Source organism: Cupriavidus sp. 05N40, assembly GCF_056397305.1.
Genome location: NZ_JBFTND010000246.1, coordinates 1 through 15,078, shown reverse-complemented (window position 1 = coordinate 15,078; position 15,078 = coordinate 1). Strand labels below are relative to the sequence as shown.

At 65.9% G+C, this 15,078-nt stretch carries 10 protein-coding genes and 3 pseudogenes; 3 read left to right on the top strand and 10 right to left on the bottom strand.

Annotation, left to right across the window (positions count from 1 at the left end; translation table 11 throughout):
• The 9 genes and pseudogenes from AC1DO7_RS35990 to AC1DO7_RS35950 form a co-directional block, all read right to left on the bottom strand.
• A pseudogene (locus AC1DO7_RS35990) lies at positions 1–422 on the bottom strand (NADP-dependent oxidoreductase); the annotation flags it as partial.
• 90 nt (positions 423–512) lie between these two features.
• Positions 513–1,820, bottom strand: coding sequence for a serine hydrolase domain-containing protein (locus AC1DO7_RS35985; RefSeq protein ID WP_441615734.1), 1,308 nt, complete (start codon positions 1,818–1,820; stop codon positions 513–515).
• A 188-nt stretch (positions 1,821–2,008) separates the two neighbouring features.
• On the bottom strand, positions 2,009–2,452 hold the full coding sequence (locus AC1DO7_RS35980) for a PaaI family thioesterase (RefSeq protein WP_441615494.1): 444 nt from the start codon (positions 2,450–2,452) through the stop codon (positions 2,009–2,011).
• Between the two features lie 93 nt (positions 2,453–2,545).
• Positions 2,546–3,328, bottom strand: coding sequence for an SDR family oxidoreductase (locus AC1DO7_RS35975; RefSeq protein ID WP_441615492.1), 783 nt, complete (start codon positions 3,326–3,328; stop codon positions 2,546–2,548).
• Positions 3,329–3,401: 73 nt separating this feature from the next.
• Complete coding sequence (locus AC1DO7_RS35970; protein WP_477117208.1) at positions 3,402–5,252, bottom strand: acyl-CoA dehydrogenase; 1,851 nt, start codon at positions 5,250–5,252, stop codon at positions 3,402–3,404.
• Positions 5,253–5,469: 217 nt separating this feature from the next.
• A complete protein-coding gene (locus tag AC1DO7_RS35965) occupies positions 5,470–5,898 on the bottom strand; it encodes a PaaI family thioesterase (protein WP_441615489.1) in 429 nt (142 codons plus the stop codon).
• A 16-nt stretch (positions 5,899–5,914) separates the two neighbouring features.
• Complete coding sequence (locus AC1DO7_RS35960) at positions 5,915–7,093, bottom strand: acetyl-CoA C-acyltransferase (RefSeq protein WP_441615487.1); 1,179 nt, start codon at positions 7,091–7,093, stop codon at positions 5,915–5,917.
• Positions 7,094–7,153: 60 nt separating this feature from the next.
• On the bottom strand, positions 7,154–7,807 hold the full coding sequence (pncA, locus tag AC1DO7_RS35955) for a bifunctional nicotinamidase/pyrazinamidase (protein WP_441615485.1): 654 nt from the start codon (positions 7,805–7,807) through the stop codon (positions 7,154–7,156).
• Between the two features lie 36 nt (positions 7,808–7,843).
• Positions 7,844–9,733 (bottom strand): annotated as a pseudogene (locus tag AC1DO7_RS35950) (3-hydroxyacyl-CoA dehydrogenase NAD-binding domain-containing protein); the annotation flags it as partial.
• 515 nt (positions 9,734–10,248) lie between these two features.
• Between AC1DO7_RS35950 and AC1DO7_RS35945 the strand changes: the two are divergent.
• The 3 genes from AC1DO7_RS35945 (at position 10,249) to AC1DO7_RS35935 (ending at position 14,292) form a co-directional block, all read left to right on the top strand.
• On the top strand, positions 10,249–11,754 hold the full coding sequence (locus AC1DO7_RS35945) for an amino acid permease (protein ID WP_441615481.1): 1,506 nt from the start codon (positions 10,249–10,251) through the stop codon (positions 11,752–11,754).
• Positions 11,755–11,934: 180 nt separating this feature from the next.
• Complete coding sequence (locus AC1DO7_RS35940) at positions 11,935–13,308, top strand: esterase-like activity of phytase family protein (protein ID WP_441615479.1); 1,374 nt, start codon at positions 11,935–11,937, stop codon at positions 13,306–13,308.
• A gap of 414 nt (positions 13,309–13,722) precedes the next feature.
• On the top strand, positions 13,723–14,292 hold the full coding sequence (locus tag AC1DO7_RS35935) for an imm11 family protein (protein WP_441615477.1): 570 nt from the start codon (positions 13,723–13,725) through the stop codon (positions 14,290–14,292).
• A gap of 13 nt (positions 14,293–14,305) precedes the next feature.
• On the opposite strand, the pseudogene AC1DO7_RS35930 reads toward AC1DO7_RS35935, so the two are convergent.
• Positions 14,306–14,779: pseudogene (locus AC1DO7_RS35930) on the bottom strand (POTRA domain-containing protein); the annotation flags it as partial.
• Between the last annotated feature and the right edge of the window lie 299 nt (positions 14,780–15,078).

Below are 15,078 nucleotides of genomic sequence, written 5' to 3'. Positions count from 1 at the left end.
ATCTTGTTCAGGCCATACCAGGCCGTCACGCCCGGCATGCCGACCGAACCCAGGTAGGCCGACAGCGGGATATGGGTGGTATCGACCTTCTGGATGCCGGTGCCGTCGCTCACGCCGAGTTCCTGCCAGCCGAGCATGCCGACCACCTTGTCGCCCACGGCGTACCTGGCGTTCTTCGACGCCACGATCTCGCCCACGGTGCCGCCGATCATGACTTCGCCCAGCGGCTGCGGCGTGGCGTAGGACTTGCTGTCGTTCATGCGCCCGCGCATATACGGATCGAGCGACAGGTAGTGGTTGCGCACCAGGACCTGGCCTTCGGCCAGTTCGGGCACCGGCGCTTCTTCCAGCCGGAAATTGTCGGGCGTGACCGCGCCGGTGGGGCGCGAGGCCAGGACGATACGCTTGAAGGTGTTCGACATTTTGGCTTCCTTACGGTGAAATGGACAAGGACACGCGTCCTTTGTCGTTCGTTGTTCTGGTGGACCGTCGCTACGCAGTTGCCGGACGGCTTACTTCATCAATGCCAGCGCCAGGGCCCGGTACGCGCGATGCGTGACAGGATCGTTGGCGCCGTTGGCGGCAATCGGGTGCGAGGCGTAGCGCACGATGGTGAGTTCCGCCCTGGGATCGACATAGATGCGCTGGCCGTGGATGCCGCGCGCCTCGAACACGCCGTGGTCGTCGTTCGAGACCCACCACATCGAGCGGTAGCTCCAGCCTGGCAAGGTGGCATAGCCGGCCTTGGCGAACTTGGCCGGGTCACCGCCGCCGCGGATATCGGCCACGACCTGCGCCGGGATGATCTGCTGGCCGTTGAAGCGGCCGTTGTTGCGCATGGTCTCGCCGAAGCGAGCCAGGTCGCGCAGCGTGGTGTTGAGCCCGCCGCCGCCGGATTCGCTGCCGACGCTGTCGACCATGAAGTAGGCATCGTTCTCGGCGCCCATCTTCTGCCACACCCGCTCGGACAGCAGCCTGGCCAGCGGCTGCCCGGACACGCGCTTGACGATCCACGCCAGGACTTCGGCATTGACGGTCTTGTAGGCGAAGGCCTGGTCGTGCTCGCCTTCCTTCTTCAGCGTGGCGAGGAACTCATAGAACGTCCCGGGGCCGCGATAGCCCGGCTCGCGCGGCATCATGCCGCCGGCGCGGCTGTAGTCCCAGATCTCGGCCTTGGGGTCGGCATAGTTCTCCGAGTACTTCACCCCCACGGTCATGTCCATCACCTCGCGCACGGTGGCGTCGCCGTAGGCGGTGCCCGCCATCTCCGGCAGGTAGCGCGTGACGGGCGCGGCGGGATCGAGCTTGCCGTCGGCCACCAGCATCGCCGCCAGCGTGCCGACGAAGGACTTGGTCACCGACATGGCGATGTGCGGCGTATGGTCGTCTAGCGCACCGAAATACTTCTCGTAGACGACGCGGCCCTTGTGCATCACCAGGATGCCGTCGGTGTAGGTCAGCCCCAGCATGTCGGCGAAGGTGCGCCGCGTGCCGTCGGCATCGGTGAAGGGCGTGCCGCCGATGTCGCGCTCGGCGCGCGGCAGGGCCGACGCGGGACCGCGCCCGTGCCAGACCGCCGCGGTCGGCACCAGCTCGCGAATATGCGAGAAGCTCCAGCGTGTGCGCGGGAAGCCATTGCTGGCGGGAGCGAAGCTGATGACCTTGTCCGGCACCGGCGGAAAGCCCTGCATCCAGCCCGCGGTGACGGGATCGGTGGCGGCGGCATCCGGGAACACCGGCACGGCCTGCGCCACCGGAGCGGCGACCGGCGCGCCGGCCGCGGGAACAGGGGCATTCTGGGCTTGGGCCGGCTGGTACATGGCAAGGGCTCCTGCGCCGCACGCGGCGAGTACGGTCAGTCTCAGGCGCCGCGCGGCGGCGATCCGTTCAAACAGCATCTTGTCTCCGTTTTTTTGGTTTTATAGCTGCTGCGTGCCGGCTTTTCCCACCGGTCTTGACATCCTCTGCTCACCCCTCCGAAGGTTCGGGCATCACAGGCAATGCGGACTCAGCCGTCAGCGCCGCTGTCCGATGCGCCGGCGGACGCGCGCTGCGGCGGCACGCGCTTGACGTACTTGAACGTGCCCGATCCGCGCGATACGGTCTTGCCGTCCTCGTCGACGATCTCCGCCTCGCAGAACGCCATGGTGCTGGTGCGGTGCACGCACACGCCGCGCGCGCGCAGCCTGCCCCGGCCCGGTGCCATGAAGCTGGTCTTCATCTCGATGGTCACCAGGCCACGGCCCTCGGTGTCGGCGCCGCGCCCGGCAATGGCCATCGCCACGTCGAGCAGCGTCATCAGCACGCCGCCGTGGGCCATGTCCCAGCTGTTCTGGTGCCGTTCTTCGAGCGCCAGCTCGATTTCGCTGCCTTCCTTGTCCATGCGGTTGCACAGCACGCCGAGCGAGGCGAGGAAGGGAATCTTGAGGGGAAAGCCGTTGGTGTCGGTCATGGTTCGTTAGTGATGCGTGAAACGATATCGGTCTGCGGGCGGCATGCAAACGCAAGCAGCATGCCCGCCGCTCCGACCGAATTAAAGCATGGCTCAGACCGCGCTCACGCCACCGTCCACGGCCAGTACCTGCCCCGTGATGTGCTTGCCGGCCGCGCTGGCGAACAGCAGCGCGGCGCCCTTCAGGTCTTCGTCGTCGCCCAGGCGGTGCAGCGGCACGCCGGCGCACATGGCGTCCACGCCCATGCGGTCCAGCGAACCCTGCGTCATCTTGGAGGGGAAGAAGCCCGGCGCCAGCGCGTTGACCGTGATGTTGTGCTCGCCCCACTCGGCGGCCAGCGTGCGCGTGAAGTTGATCACCGCGCCCTTGGAGGTGTTGTAGGCGATGGTTTCCATCGATCCCGGCGGGTTGCCCGCCAGCCCGGCGATGGAGGCCACGTTGATGATGCGGCCATAGCGGCGCGGGATCATCGAGAGCTTGCCGATGCGCTGCGAGAGCAGGAACACGCCGCGGATATTGAGGTTCATGACCTTGTCCCAGGCCTCTACCGGGTGATCTTCGGCAGGCGCGCCCCAGGTGGCGCCGGCGTTGTTGACAAGGATGTCCACATGGCCGAGCTTGGCCAGCGCCTCGTCGGCAAGGCGGGCGATATCCGCATCGCGCGCGCCGTCGGCGGCGATCCATTCGGCGTCGATGCCGCGCGCCTTGAGGTGGGCCTGGGCCGATTGCAGCTCGTCGGCCTTGCGCGCCGACAGGACCAGGCGCGCGCCCTGCTCGCCGAGCGCCTCGGCGATCTGCAGGCCGAGCCCGCGCGAGCCGCCGGTGATCAGCGCAGTCTTGCCCTTGAGGTCGAACAGTTGCTGGATGGTGTTCATGGTGTCTCCCGATCTGGAATTGCGCGCGCCCGGGCAGGCGCGCACTGGTGTTGTCGTGTGGGCCGCCGGATCCTCAGAACCAGGCGTCTTGCATATCGAGCGTAGTGCGGTCCAGCGAGGCCAGCAGGTCGAGCTGCGGCCCGATCTTGGGCAGCTCCCAGCGGAAGAAGTATGCCGCCGCTGCCAGCTTGCCGCGATAGAAGTCCTCGTCGTCGCCGGCCGGGGCGCCCTTGAGCGCAGCCTGCGCCAGCAGCGCCTGTTCCAGCCAGATCCATGCCACCACCGCGTGGCCGAAGGCTTCCAGGTAGACCGAGGCGTTGGCCAGGGTCACCTTGGCATCCCCCGCCGCCCACAGCAATTGCGTGACTTCCGCCACGCGCTTGACGGCAGCACCGAGCGCGCGGGCGTGGCTGCCGAGCGCGGCGTCGCCGCTGGCCAGCGCCCGGCCGATGGTGGCCTGGATTTCCTCGCCGAGCGCCTTGAATGCCGCGCCGTCCTTCATCACCACCTTGCGGCCCAGCAGGTCCAGCCCCTGGATACCGTGGGTGCCTTCGTGGATCGGGTTGAGACGGTTGTCGCGGTAGAACTGCTCGACGTTGTACTCGCGCGTGTAGCCATAACCACCGTGCACCTGGATCGCCAGGTTGTTGGCTTCCAGGCACCATTGCGACGGCCAGCTCTTGGCGATCGGGGTGAGGATGTCCAGCAGCAGCGCCAGTCGTTCATGCGCGGCGCCCTCGGCGGCACGCTCCTGGTCCACCAGCTGCGCGCAATACAGGTTGAGCGCCAGCCCGCCTTCCACATAGCTCTTCTGCGCCAGCAGCATGCGGCGGATGTCGGCATGCTCCACCAGCCGCACCTGCGGGCTGGCCGGATCCTTGCCGCCGGGAGCGATGGGCCGGCCCTGCGGGCGGTTGCGCGCATAGTCCACCGCGTGCAGGTAGCCGGTATAGCCCAGCATCACCGCGCCGAGGCCCACGCCGATGCGCGCCTCGTTCATCATGTGGAACATGCAGGCCAGGCCCTTGTGCGGCTCGCCCACCAGGTAGCCGATGGCGCCGGCCTTGCCGCCCGGCTGGTACTTCATGCCCTCGCCGAAGTTCAGCAGGCAGTTGGTGGTGCCGCGGTAGCCCATCTTGTGGTTCAGGCCGGCCAGCACCACGTCGTTGTGCTCGCCCAGGCTGCCGTCGGCGTTGACCAGGTACTTCGGCACGATGAACAGCGAAATGCCCTTCACGCCCGGGATCAGCTTGCCGTCCGGGCCGGGGATCTTGGCCAGCACGAGGTGCACGATATTCTCGGAGAGCTCGTGCTCGCCGGCCGAGATCCACATCTTGTTGCCGCGCAGGCGGTATTGCTGGCCCAGCGGCGATTCGCCTTCATGGTCGGCGCGCGTCGTGATGTCCGACAGCGACGAGCCGGCCTGCGGCTCGGACAGGCACATGGTGCCGAAGAAGCGCCCTTCCATCTCCGGCTTGACGAAGGTTTCCACCTGCGCCGGCGTGCCGTGCGTGAGCAGCAGGTTGGCGTTGCCGATGGTCAGGAACGGGTACGAGCTGGTGCCGACGTTGGCGCCCTTGAAGTAGGCAAAGCCCGCCTTCTCGACCACCACCGGCAGCTGCATGCCGCCGATCTCGTAGTCCTGCCCGGCAGCCATCAGCCCGGCCTCGCAGAATGCCTTCAGCGCGGTCTTGACCTCGGGGATGATGGTGACGGTCTCGCCATCGAAATGCGGCTCGTGCTGGTCGTTCTTCTTGTTGTGCGGCGCGAACAGGTCGGTGGCGATCTTCTCGCAGGTATCGAGCGCGGCGTCGAAGGTCTCGCGGGAATGGTCGGCGTAGCGCGGGATGCGGGCCAGCTCCTCGACCTTGAGCCACTCGTACAGCATGAAATTCAGGTCACGGCGGGAAAGGATCAGCGACATGGCAGGAAATGGCTCCCAGACTGAAAGGGAAAATCAGGAATGCGCGATCCGGCCACTGCGCACCGCATGTTCCGGCGGCCTGGCGGCTGGGATCGTCGCTGTCTCCACGGCGGCACGCTGCATGGCGCGCCGCGAATTCGGTTTCTGTTCTGTCTATGTTGACGGCACGGCGAATGAAAAAGGCGCTCGCGCGCCCTTTCCTGCCCGGCCCTTGCTGCTAGCTACCGTCGCCCAGGCGTGCGATGGTGCCCTGCGCGACCGCGCAGAGCTTCTCCTCGCCGTCCTTGCGCACGAACACATCGCAGCGCACCACCGCTTGCTGGCGGCCGCGGCTGACGCATTCGGCACGGGCGATCAGCAGGTCGCCGATCGCCGGACGCAGGTAGTTGATCTTGTACTCCGAGGTCACGACCGGCACCGCCATGGCCGCGCCGCCCGCATAGGTCAGGGCGTTGTCGGCCAGGTAGCTGACCACGCCGCCGTGCAGGAAGCCATGCTGTTGCTGCAGGTCCTGCCGGATCGGCAGGCGCAGCTCGGCACGCTCCGCGCTCAGCACGGCCAGCTCCGCGCCAACCAGCACCGAGAACGGCTGGCTGGCCAGCACCGCGCGGCCATGCGCGAGCAACGGATCGGCGTGATCGTTCACGGTGCCGTGCCGCCGCTCAGAGGACTTCGAACAGGCCGGCCGCGCCCTGGCCGCCGCCGATGCACATGGTCACCACCACGTACTTGACGCCGCGGCGCTTGCCTTCGATCAGCGCATGGCCGACCAGGCGCGCGCCCGACACGCCGTACGGGTGGCCGACCGCGATGGCGCCACCGTTGACGTTGAGGCGGTCCATCGGGATGCCCAGCGTATCGGCACAGTACAGCACCTGCACGGCGAAGGCTTCGTTCAGTTCCCACAGGCCGATGTCGTCGACCTTCAGGCCGGCCTTCTTGAGCAGCTTGGGCACCGCGAACACCGGGCCGATGCCCATTTCGTCAGGCTCGCAGCCGGCCACGGCGAAGCCGCGGAACACGCCCAGCGGCTGCAGGCCCCTGGCCGCCGCCACCTTCGCATTCATCACCACGGCAGCCGAGGCGCCGTCGGAGAACTGCGACGCGTTGCCTGCCGAGACCACGCCGCCGGGCATGGCGGTGCGGATCTTGGCCACGGCTTCGAGCGTGGTGTCGCCGCGGATGCCTTCGTCGGCCGAGACCGTGACTTCCTTGGTCATCAACTGGCCGGTGGCCTTGTCGGCCACGCCTGCCAGCACCGTGATCGGCACGATCTCGTCGTTGAACTTGCCGGCTTCCAGCGCGGCGAAGGCGCGTTGCTGGCTGCGCACGCCGTACTCGTCCTGGCGCTCGCGCGAGATGTTGTAGCGCTTGGCCACGTTCTCGGCGGTCTGCAGCATGTTCCAGTAGATTTCCGGCTTGTTCTTGGTCAGCCAGCTTTCCTGGATCATGTGGCGGTTCATTTCCTGCTGCACGCAGGAGATGGACTCCACGCCGCCGGCCACGAAGATGTCGCCTTCATCGGCGATCACGCGCTGCGCGGCCATGGCGATGGTCTGCAGGCCGGACGAGCAGAAACGGTTGACGGTGGCGCCGGGCACGGTGACCGGGCAGCCTGCGCGCAGCGCGATCTGGCGCGCGATATTGGCGCCGGTGGCGCCTTCCGGGTTGGCACAGCCCATCAGCACGTCTTCCACTTCGCCGGCTTCGATCTTGGCGCGGGCGATGGCGTGCTGGACCGCGTGGCCGCCCAGGGTGGCGCCGTGGGTCATGTTGAAAGCACCCTTCCAGCTCTTGGCCAGGCCGGTCCGTGCGGTGGATACGATGACTGCCTCGTTCATTTGTTGCTCCTCGGAATCTTGGTGTCTGCGCAAGGTGTTCTTGCGAGTTGTTCGGTTTGTCTAGCGTGAGGGCGGTGAGGGCACGGCGGCAAGCACGTCGGCCGACTGCAGGCGCTGCACGCCGGCGGCGGACAGGTCCTGCCAGGCGCGTTCGAGCGAACCGTCGAGGTCGATGGCGCGACATGCGTCCTCGACCACGGCCGCTTCGAAGCCGGCGGCGCGCGCATCGAGCGCGCTCCAGGCCACGCAGTAGTCGGTCGCCAGGCCCACGCAGAACACGCGGCGCACGCCCTGCTCGCGCAGGTAGCCCGCCAGCCCGGTGCGCGTGGCACGGTCCGCCTCCATGAAGGCGGAGTAGCTGTCCACGTCGCGGTGATGGCCCTTGCGGACCACCAGCCGGGCATGCGGCACGTGCAGCCCCGCATGCAGCGCGGCGCCTGGCGTGTCCTGCACGCAGTGCACGGGCCACAGCACCTGCTGGCCATACGGCAGCGCGATGCTCTGGAACGGCTGCGTGCCGGCATGGCTGGCGGCGAACGACGCGTGTCCGGCTGGATGCCAGTCCTGCGTCACCACCACATGCGCGAACGCCTGCGCCAGCCGGTTGACCACGGGCACGATCTCGTCGCCGCGCGGCACGGCAAGCGCGCCGCCCGGCATGAAATCGTTCTGCACGTCGATCACCAGCAGGCAGTCCTGCGCGCCGTAGCTCATGGTTGCTTTCGCCCTTGCGTCGCCCTCACCTGCGGCTTAGTCGTTGAAGCCCTTGCCTTCGGCCGCCAGCTTCTCCAGCAGCGCGGCCGGCTTCCAGGCTTCGCCGTGATAGCCCTTCGCATAGCGGTTCATCGCCTGCGCCACGTTGAACAGCCCGACCTGGTCCGCGTACAGCATCGGGCCGCCGCGGAACAGCGGGAAGCCGTAGCCGGTCAGGTAGACCATGTCGATATCCGAGGCCTTGGAAGCAATGCCTTCCTCCAGGATCTTGGCGCCTTCGTTGACCAGCGCGAACACCAGGCGCTCGACGATTTCCTCGTCGGAGATCTTGCGGCGCGTGATGCCGAGGTCCTTGGAGTGCTGCACGATCATGTCGTTGACCTGCTGGTTCGGGTACGGCTTGCGGTCGCCCGCCTTGTAGTCGTACCAGCCCGCGCCGGTCTTCTGGCCGTAGCGGCCTTGCTCGCACAGCAGGTCGGCGGTCTTCGAGTACTGGATGTCCGGCTTGTCCACCGCGCGGCGCTTGCGGATGGCCCAGCCGATGTCATTGCCGGCCAGGTCGCCCATGCGGAACGGACCCATGGCGAAGCCGAACTTCTCGATGGCCTTGTCGACCTGCTCCGGCAGCGCGCCTTCGTCCAGCAGGTAGCCTGCCTGGCGGCTGTACTGCTCGATCATGCGGTTGCCGATGAAGCCGTCGCACACGCCCGACACCACGGCGGTCTTCTTGATCTTCTTGGCGATCTGCATGACCGTGGCCAGCACGTCCTTGCCGGTCTTCTCGCCGCGCACCACTTCGAGCAGCTTCATCACGTTGGCCGGGCTGAAGAAATGCATGCCGACCACGTCCTGCGGACGCTTGGTGAACGAGGCGATCTTGTTGACGTCCAGCGTGGAGGTGTTGGAAGCCAGGATCGCGCCCTGCTTCATCACTTCGTCCAGCTTCTTGAAGACGATTTCCTTGACGCCCATTTCCTCGAACACGGCTTCGATCACCATGTCCGCGTCCTTGATCTCGTCATAGGACAGCGTGGTGGTCAGCAGGGCCATGCGCTGCTCGACCTTCTCTTGCGTGAGCTTGCCCTTCTTGGCGCTGTTCTCGTAGTTCTTGCGGATCGTGGCCACGCCGCGGTCCAGCGCTTCCTGCTTGGTTTCCAGCATGATCACCGGCACGCCGGCGTTCAGGAAGTTCATGGTGATGCCGCCACCCATGGTGCCGGCGCCGATCACGGCAACCCGCTCGATCTTGCGCACCGGGGTGTCGCCGGACACGTCGGGGATCTTGCTGGCCGCGCGCTCGCCGAAGAAGGCATGGCGCAGGGCGCGCGATTCCGGCGTGGTCACCAGGGCCATGAAGCCTTCGCGCTCGGCCTTCAGGCCGGCCTCGAACGGCTTGAGCGATGCCGCCACGGCATCCACGCACTTCAGCGGCGCCGGGAAGTTCTTGGCCACGGCGGCCACGGTGTTGCGGGCGAAGGCCAGGAAGCCTTCCGCGTTCTCGTGCTTGACCTTCAGGTCGCGCACCTTCGGGTACGGGCCGGGCGCTGCCGCCACGTTCCTGGCGAAGGTCACGGCCGCGGGCAGCACGTCGCCGTCGACGATCTCGTCGAACAGCTTGGTGCCGGCGAACTTCTCGCTCGGAATGGCGGTGCCCGACACGATCATGTTCAGGGCGGCCTCCAGGCCGATCACGCGCGGCAGGCGCTGCGTGCCGCCGGCGCCGGGCAGCAGGCCCAGCTTGACTTCCGGCAGCGCGATCTGCGCGCCCTTGGCCGCCACGCGGTAGTTACAGCCCAGCGCCAGTTCCAGGCCGCCGCCCATGGCCACGGAGTGGATGGCCGCCACGACCGGCTTGGACGATGCTTCGATCGCACGGATCACCGAATGCAGGGTCGGTTCCTGGGTAGCCTTGGGGGTGTTGAATTCGGTCCTGAACCTGATACTGCGCTGTCATGCTGGTTCCTTTGTACTAGAAGTTGTCTCGGGATTCGAATTCTCGAATTATGTTTTTCTGCATTGGCCGGACCATGCGCGGCGAACCCATTGTCCGCCTTGCCGCCGCCTCCGGCTACCGGGAAAACCGCCTGCCGGCGCCCTTGCGCCGGTGCCCGCCCTGGTGCGAGCGGATCAAGCATACACAAAATAGCACGGTCGTTCAATTTCAATTTGGCGGTCCGGCAGGCGTGTCATGCGCCGCCTTTATGGCCGGCCTCGCCGGCGTGCATGCCAGTCCCGCCAAGCCGCATGCGAATGTCCCCGCAGGGCAGGCGCAGCGCCCTATGCGGCACTTCCCGCCCGATATGACGATGTCCTCTAATCACAGTCGGCGCGTTCTGTGCCACGCCCCTCGGATTTACCCTGAGAAGCCGGTAAACTCCCGCCCTTTGCCGCGCGCGGCCGCCCCACGAGGGCGCCGCCCTGCCGACACGCCAGCGACCCTGATGTCCTCCCTACCGTCTTCTTTCGCCCAGCCGCACCATCCCGTCATCGAGCACGACGCGCTCCAGCGCAAGCTCAAGGCCCGCCACCTCACCATGATCGCCATCGGCGGCGCCATCGGCACCGGCCTGTTCGTCGCCTCTGGCGCCTCCATCGCCCAGGCCGGCCCTGGCGGCGCGCTGCTGATGTACGGGCTCATCGGCCTGATGGTGTACTGCCTGATGACCAGCCTCGGCGAGATGGCCGTGCACATGCCGGTCGCCGGGTCCTTCGTCACCTACAGCGCGCTCTATGTGGAGGAAGGCTTCGGCTTCGCGCTCGGCTGGAGCTATTGGTTCAACCTTGCGGTGACCATCGCGGTGGAACTGGTGGCGGCGCAGCTGGTGATGCAGTACTGGTTCCCGGGCGTGCCCGGCGTGGCGTGGAGCGCGGCGTTCCTGCTGCTGATGTTCGGCCTCAACGCGATCTCGGTGCGCGGCTTCGGCGAGGCGGAATACTGGTTCGCGCTCATCAAGGTGGTCACCGTGCTGGTATTCCTCGGCGCCGGCCTGCTGATGATCTTCGGCATCCTGCACGGCGGCCCGCAGGCCGGCTGGCACAACTTCACCGTCGGCGACGCGCCCTTCGTGGGCGGCGTCCCCGCGATGTTCGGCGTGGCCATGATCGCCGGGTTCTCGTTCCAGGGCACGGAGACCGTGGGCGTGGCGGCCGGCGAAGCGGCCGACCCGGCGCGCACGATTCCGCGCGCGATCCGCCAGACGTTCTGGCGCATCCTGCTGTTCTACGTGCTGGCCATCCTCATCATCGGCGTGCTGATTCCCTACACCGACCCCAGCCTGCTGCGCAACGACGTGACCGACATCGGCGTGAGCCCGTTCGCGCTGGTGTTCCGCCGCGCCGGCCTGGCCTTCGCCGCCGGGCTGATGAACGCCGTGGTGCTCACCGCCCTGCTCTCGTCGGGCACCTCCAGCATGTACGCCTCTACCCGCATCCTCTATGGACTGGCCGTCAGCGGCCGGGCCCCGCGCGCGCTGGCGCGGCTGTCGGCCGGCGGCGTGCCCTACCTGGCCCTGGCGGCGACAGCCGCGGTGGGCGCGCTGTGCTTCCTGACGTCGCTGTTCGGCGACAAGGCCGTCTATATGTGGCTGCTCAACACCTCCGGCATGACCGGCTTCATCGCGTGGCTGGGCATCGCGGTGAGCCACTACCGCTTCCGCCGCGGCCTGGTTCGCCAGGGCTACAGCGCCGCGGACCTGGCCTACCGCTCGCCGCTCTACCCGTTCGGGCCGATCTTCGCCACCGTGCTGTGCGTGATCATCGTGCTGGGGCAGAACTACCAGGCCTTCGGCGACGTGCGCGGGCGGTGGGTGGAAATCCTCGGGACCTATATCGGGGTGCCGGTGTTCCTGCTGCTGTGGCTGGGGTACCGCCTGGCCAGAAAGACGCGCGTCGTCCGCTACGAGGACATGCCGTTCGACATCCCTGCGCGCCGCGCGCAGGCAGACTGAGAGGCCGGAGGGCGGACAAGCGAGAGGCCAGATCTTCCGACTTGTTGCCCGCCATGTTGCGCGCGAGATACATCACGCACCCTCGCCCGTCGTGGCGTTTGTGACTGCCTTCGAACTGTCATGCGCCCGTCACGATGGCCGTGCATCGTAGTGGTCTTTCGAACAGATCACCCCGCCTACATGCGCCTGCTTCCGTCCGCGACCGTCACCGCAGTCATCGCCATCACCGCTGCCGCCTGGTCCCTGCCCGCCGTCTCGCAGACGGCCGCCGCGCCCGCCTATCCGGCCACGCTCGCCGGCCACGCGGTCATGCCCGCGCAGAGCTTCATCGACGCGCCCAAGGATGCGCCGCAGGACCTGAAGACGAGCGGCAAGTTCACCACGGCCGGGCGCGCGGAGAAGATCGGCAGCGTGGAAGGCAAGTCGAACGGGCGCCCGACCGGTGTCTCCGTGCCATTCAGGGGACAACCGCTGCAAGGCCACTCCGGCATCAAGCACATGGCCGACGGCAGCTTCTGGGTACTGACCGACAACGGCGCCGGCAGCAAGGCCAATTCGCCGGACTTCATGCTCTACCTGAACCACTACAAGGTGGACTTCAAGAGCGGCAAGCTGCAGCGCCTGGGCACCGTGTTCCTGCACGATCCCGACAAGAAGGTGCCGTTCCGCATCGTCCACGAAGGCACGAAGCAACGCTACCTGACCGGCTCCGATTTCGACACCGAAAGCTTCCAGTTCGCCGGCGGCGCGCTGTGGATCGGCGAAGAGTTCGGGCCGTTCCTGATCAAGGCCGACCTGCAAGGCAAGGTGCTGGCCGTGTACGACACGCTGGTAGACGGCAAGCCCGTGCGCTCGCCCGACCACCCGGCCGTGACGACACCCGGCGTGCCCGGTGGCGCGGTCGACTTCCAGATCAAGCGCTCCAAGGGCTTCGAGGGCATGGCCGCGTCGCCCGATGGCAGCAAGCTCTACGCGCTGCTCGAAGGCCCGGTCTGGAACGCCCAGGCAAAGGACTACGAGCGCATCGACGGCAAGGAAGCGCTGCGCGTGCTCGAGTTCGACACGCTCGCCGGCAAATGGACCGGGCGATCGTGGAAGTACCCGCTCGAGGCCAACGGCAACGCCATCGGCGACTTCAACATGATCGACGCCACCACCGGCCTCATCATCGAGCGCGACAACGGCGAAGGCACAGCCGACAAGGCCTGCCCCGAAGGCCAGAAGCGCGACGACTGCTTCGCCGATATCGCCAAATTCAAGCGCATCTACAAGGTCGAACTGACCGAGGCCAACGCCGGCGGCGCCGTGCGCAAGATCGGCTACATCGACCTGCTCAATATCGCCGACCCCGACAAGCTGGCGCGCAAGCCGCTCAACGACGGCGTGCTCAAGTTCCCGTTCTTCACCATCGAGAACGTCGACGTGGTCGATCCCACTCACATCGTGGTGGGCAACGACAACAACCTGCCCTTCTCGAGCAGCCGCGAGCCGAACAAGGCGGACGACAACGAACTGGTGCTGCTGGAGGTGGGGGAGTTCCTGAAAGCGAAGTAGGACGGCAGGTTCGCAGGAAATGACAAGGCGCTTCGGTCCCTGCGCGGGACGAAGCGCCTTTTTCGTGCCCCGCCGGATGGCAGGTCAGTCGGTCAGTCGCGGCAACTGAACGAGGCAATCCCCTGGTAAGCGGCGCCATTGGCGAGCGTGACCCTGTACGGTACGATCACCAGCACGCCATCGGCGGGGCCGCCGCTGCCGATCACAAGATCAGGCCAACAAGGTGTTTGTGGAGGGCCATAAGGGACCCCCATGAAGCCGCGTATGAGAATTGGACAGTGCAGTGCGAGGTATTCCGAGGAATACCTCAGAGTATCAACAGGCTCTGAGCTCAGCACTGGAAAAAATTAAGACAGAAATAGCTACACCGGGCACGAACTTGAATAACCTGGTGACCAAGAAATGAGGGACGAGATGAATTTCTATAAGATCGGCCTTGATTTCAATTTCCCAGATCAGTGGCATCTGGAGCAGCCTGTTGATAATACCGGGCAAGAGGTGGTTGCGGGCGGATTTGGCCTTGGTAAGCCATGGGACACGAAAATCCCGCTCCGAAGCAGAATTTACCATCCAGGGCATGCGGTGTCCTTTTCGCTCAGTGGGCTCGGCGACTATTTTGTCAAAAAGACATTGATGGATACGCTATTGGCAGCCCTGCCTGAGGGTACTGTGCAAGCGGTGCCTGTGGAGATAGAAGGCGTCGGCGAGCCATACGAAATCCTCAACGTGCTGGACATTGTTGATTGCGTGGACGAGACGAGGACGGGTTTTTCCATGTTTCCGCGTTGGACCGAGGATGATGGGCGCCCGGACAAGATTGGCGACTATCGCATCGACATTTTGCGGATCGATCCTGCAAGGGCTGCAGGGCACGGGCTCTTCCGAACCAAAGGCTGGTTGGTTGGGCTCGTATGCTCAGAGCGAATTCGGGACCTTTTGATGGCGCAGGGCGCAACGGGGATTCGCTTTACGCTTGTTAGCTAAAACGCTGGTGCGTCAGCGTGCCCGACGCCATGTCCTGCTCGGGCACCAGCACGCGCGTAGTGACGTACCCCTTCGACAGGATCGTCTGGGAAAGACCCTTCACCAGCGTCTCGACACCCTGCTTGCCGATGCATTCGTCCTGGTAGTGGTCGAGCCACCGTTGTGCGAAGGCAAAGGGATCCATCGGCAGGGCCGACGCACCGCGTGCCTGCAACGCGGCCGGCAAGTCCCTGGGAACACCCAGGACGAAGCGGCTGATACGGAAGCATGGGTCTTCCTTCGGCAGGGCCGGAAACTCGGCGTGGGCGACAACTTCGGCGCGAACGGCGGGAGCATTGACAATGCCGGCGCGCTCGCGGGCCTCCTGCTGCTGGCGGGTTCGCTGTTCCTGTTCAGTGGCGGTGGTCAAGGCCGGGCCCGGTATTGCTTGTGCGAATGTTGCACGACATGCCAGCAAGAGACTGGCAGCAAACGGCCACAGACTTATGGCTGAAATATGTAGGTGTGAGACAGAAATAAGTCAGCTAATAGAAAGAAACAGCAAGAACGAGGGCTGCTACTGCCGGCATTCGATATAGCCTATCTATCCGTAAACGGATGTAAAGAATCCGCCGACAAGTTGTCTAAATTCCTCGCTTGCTGCGCCTCCTCCGATATCTATCCCGACATGGAATAATGTGTGACACCGAAAGAATCGGCAACTGCGAGCGCGCCTCACCAAATGCAAATCCCCCCAACAAAGTGGGGGGACCCGGTACCAACGTCTACGCCATCAGAAAGTGCGGC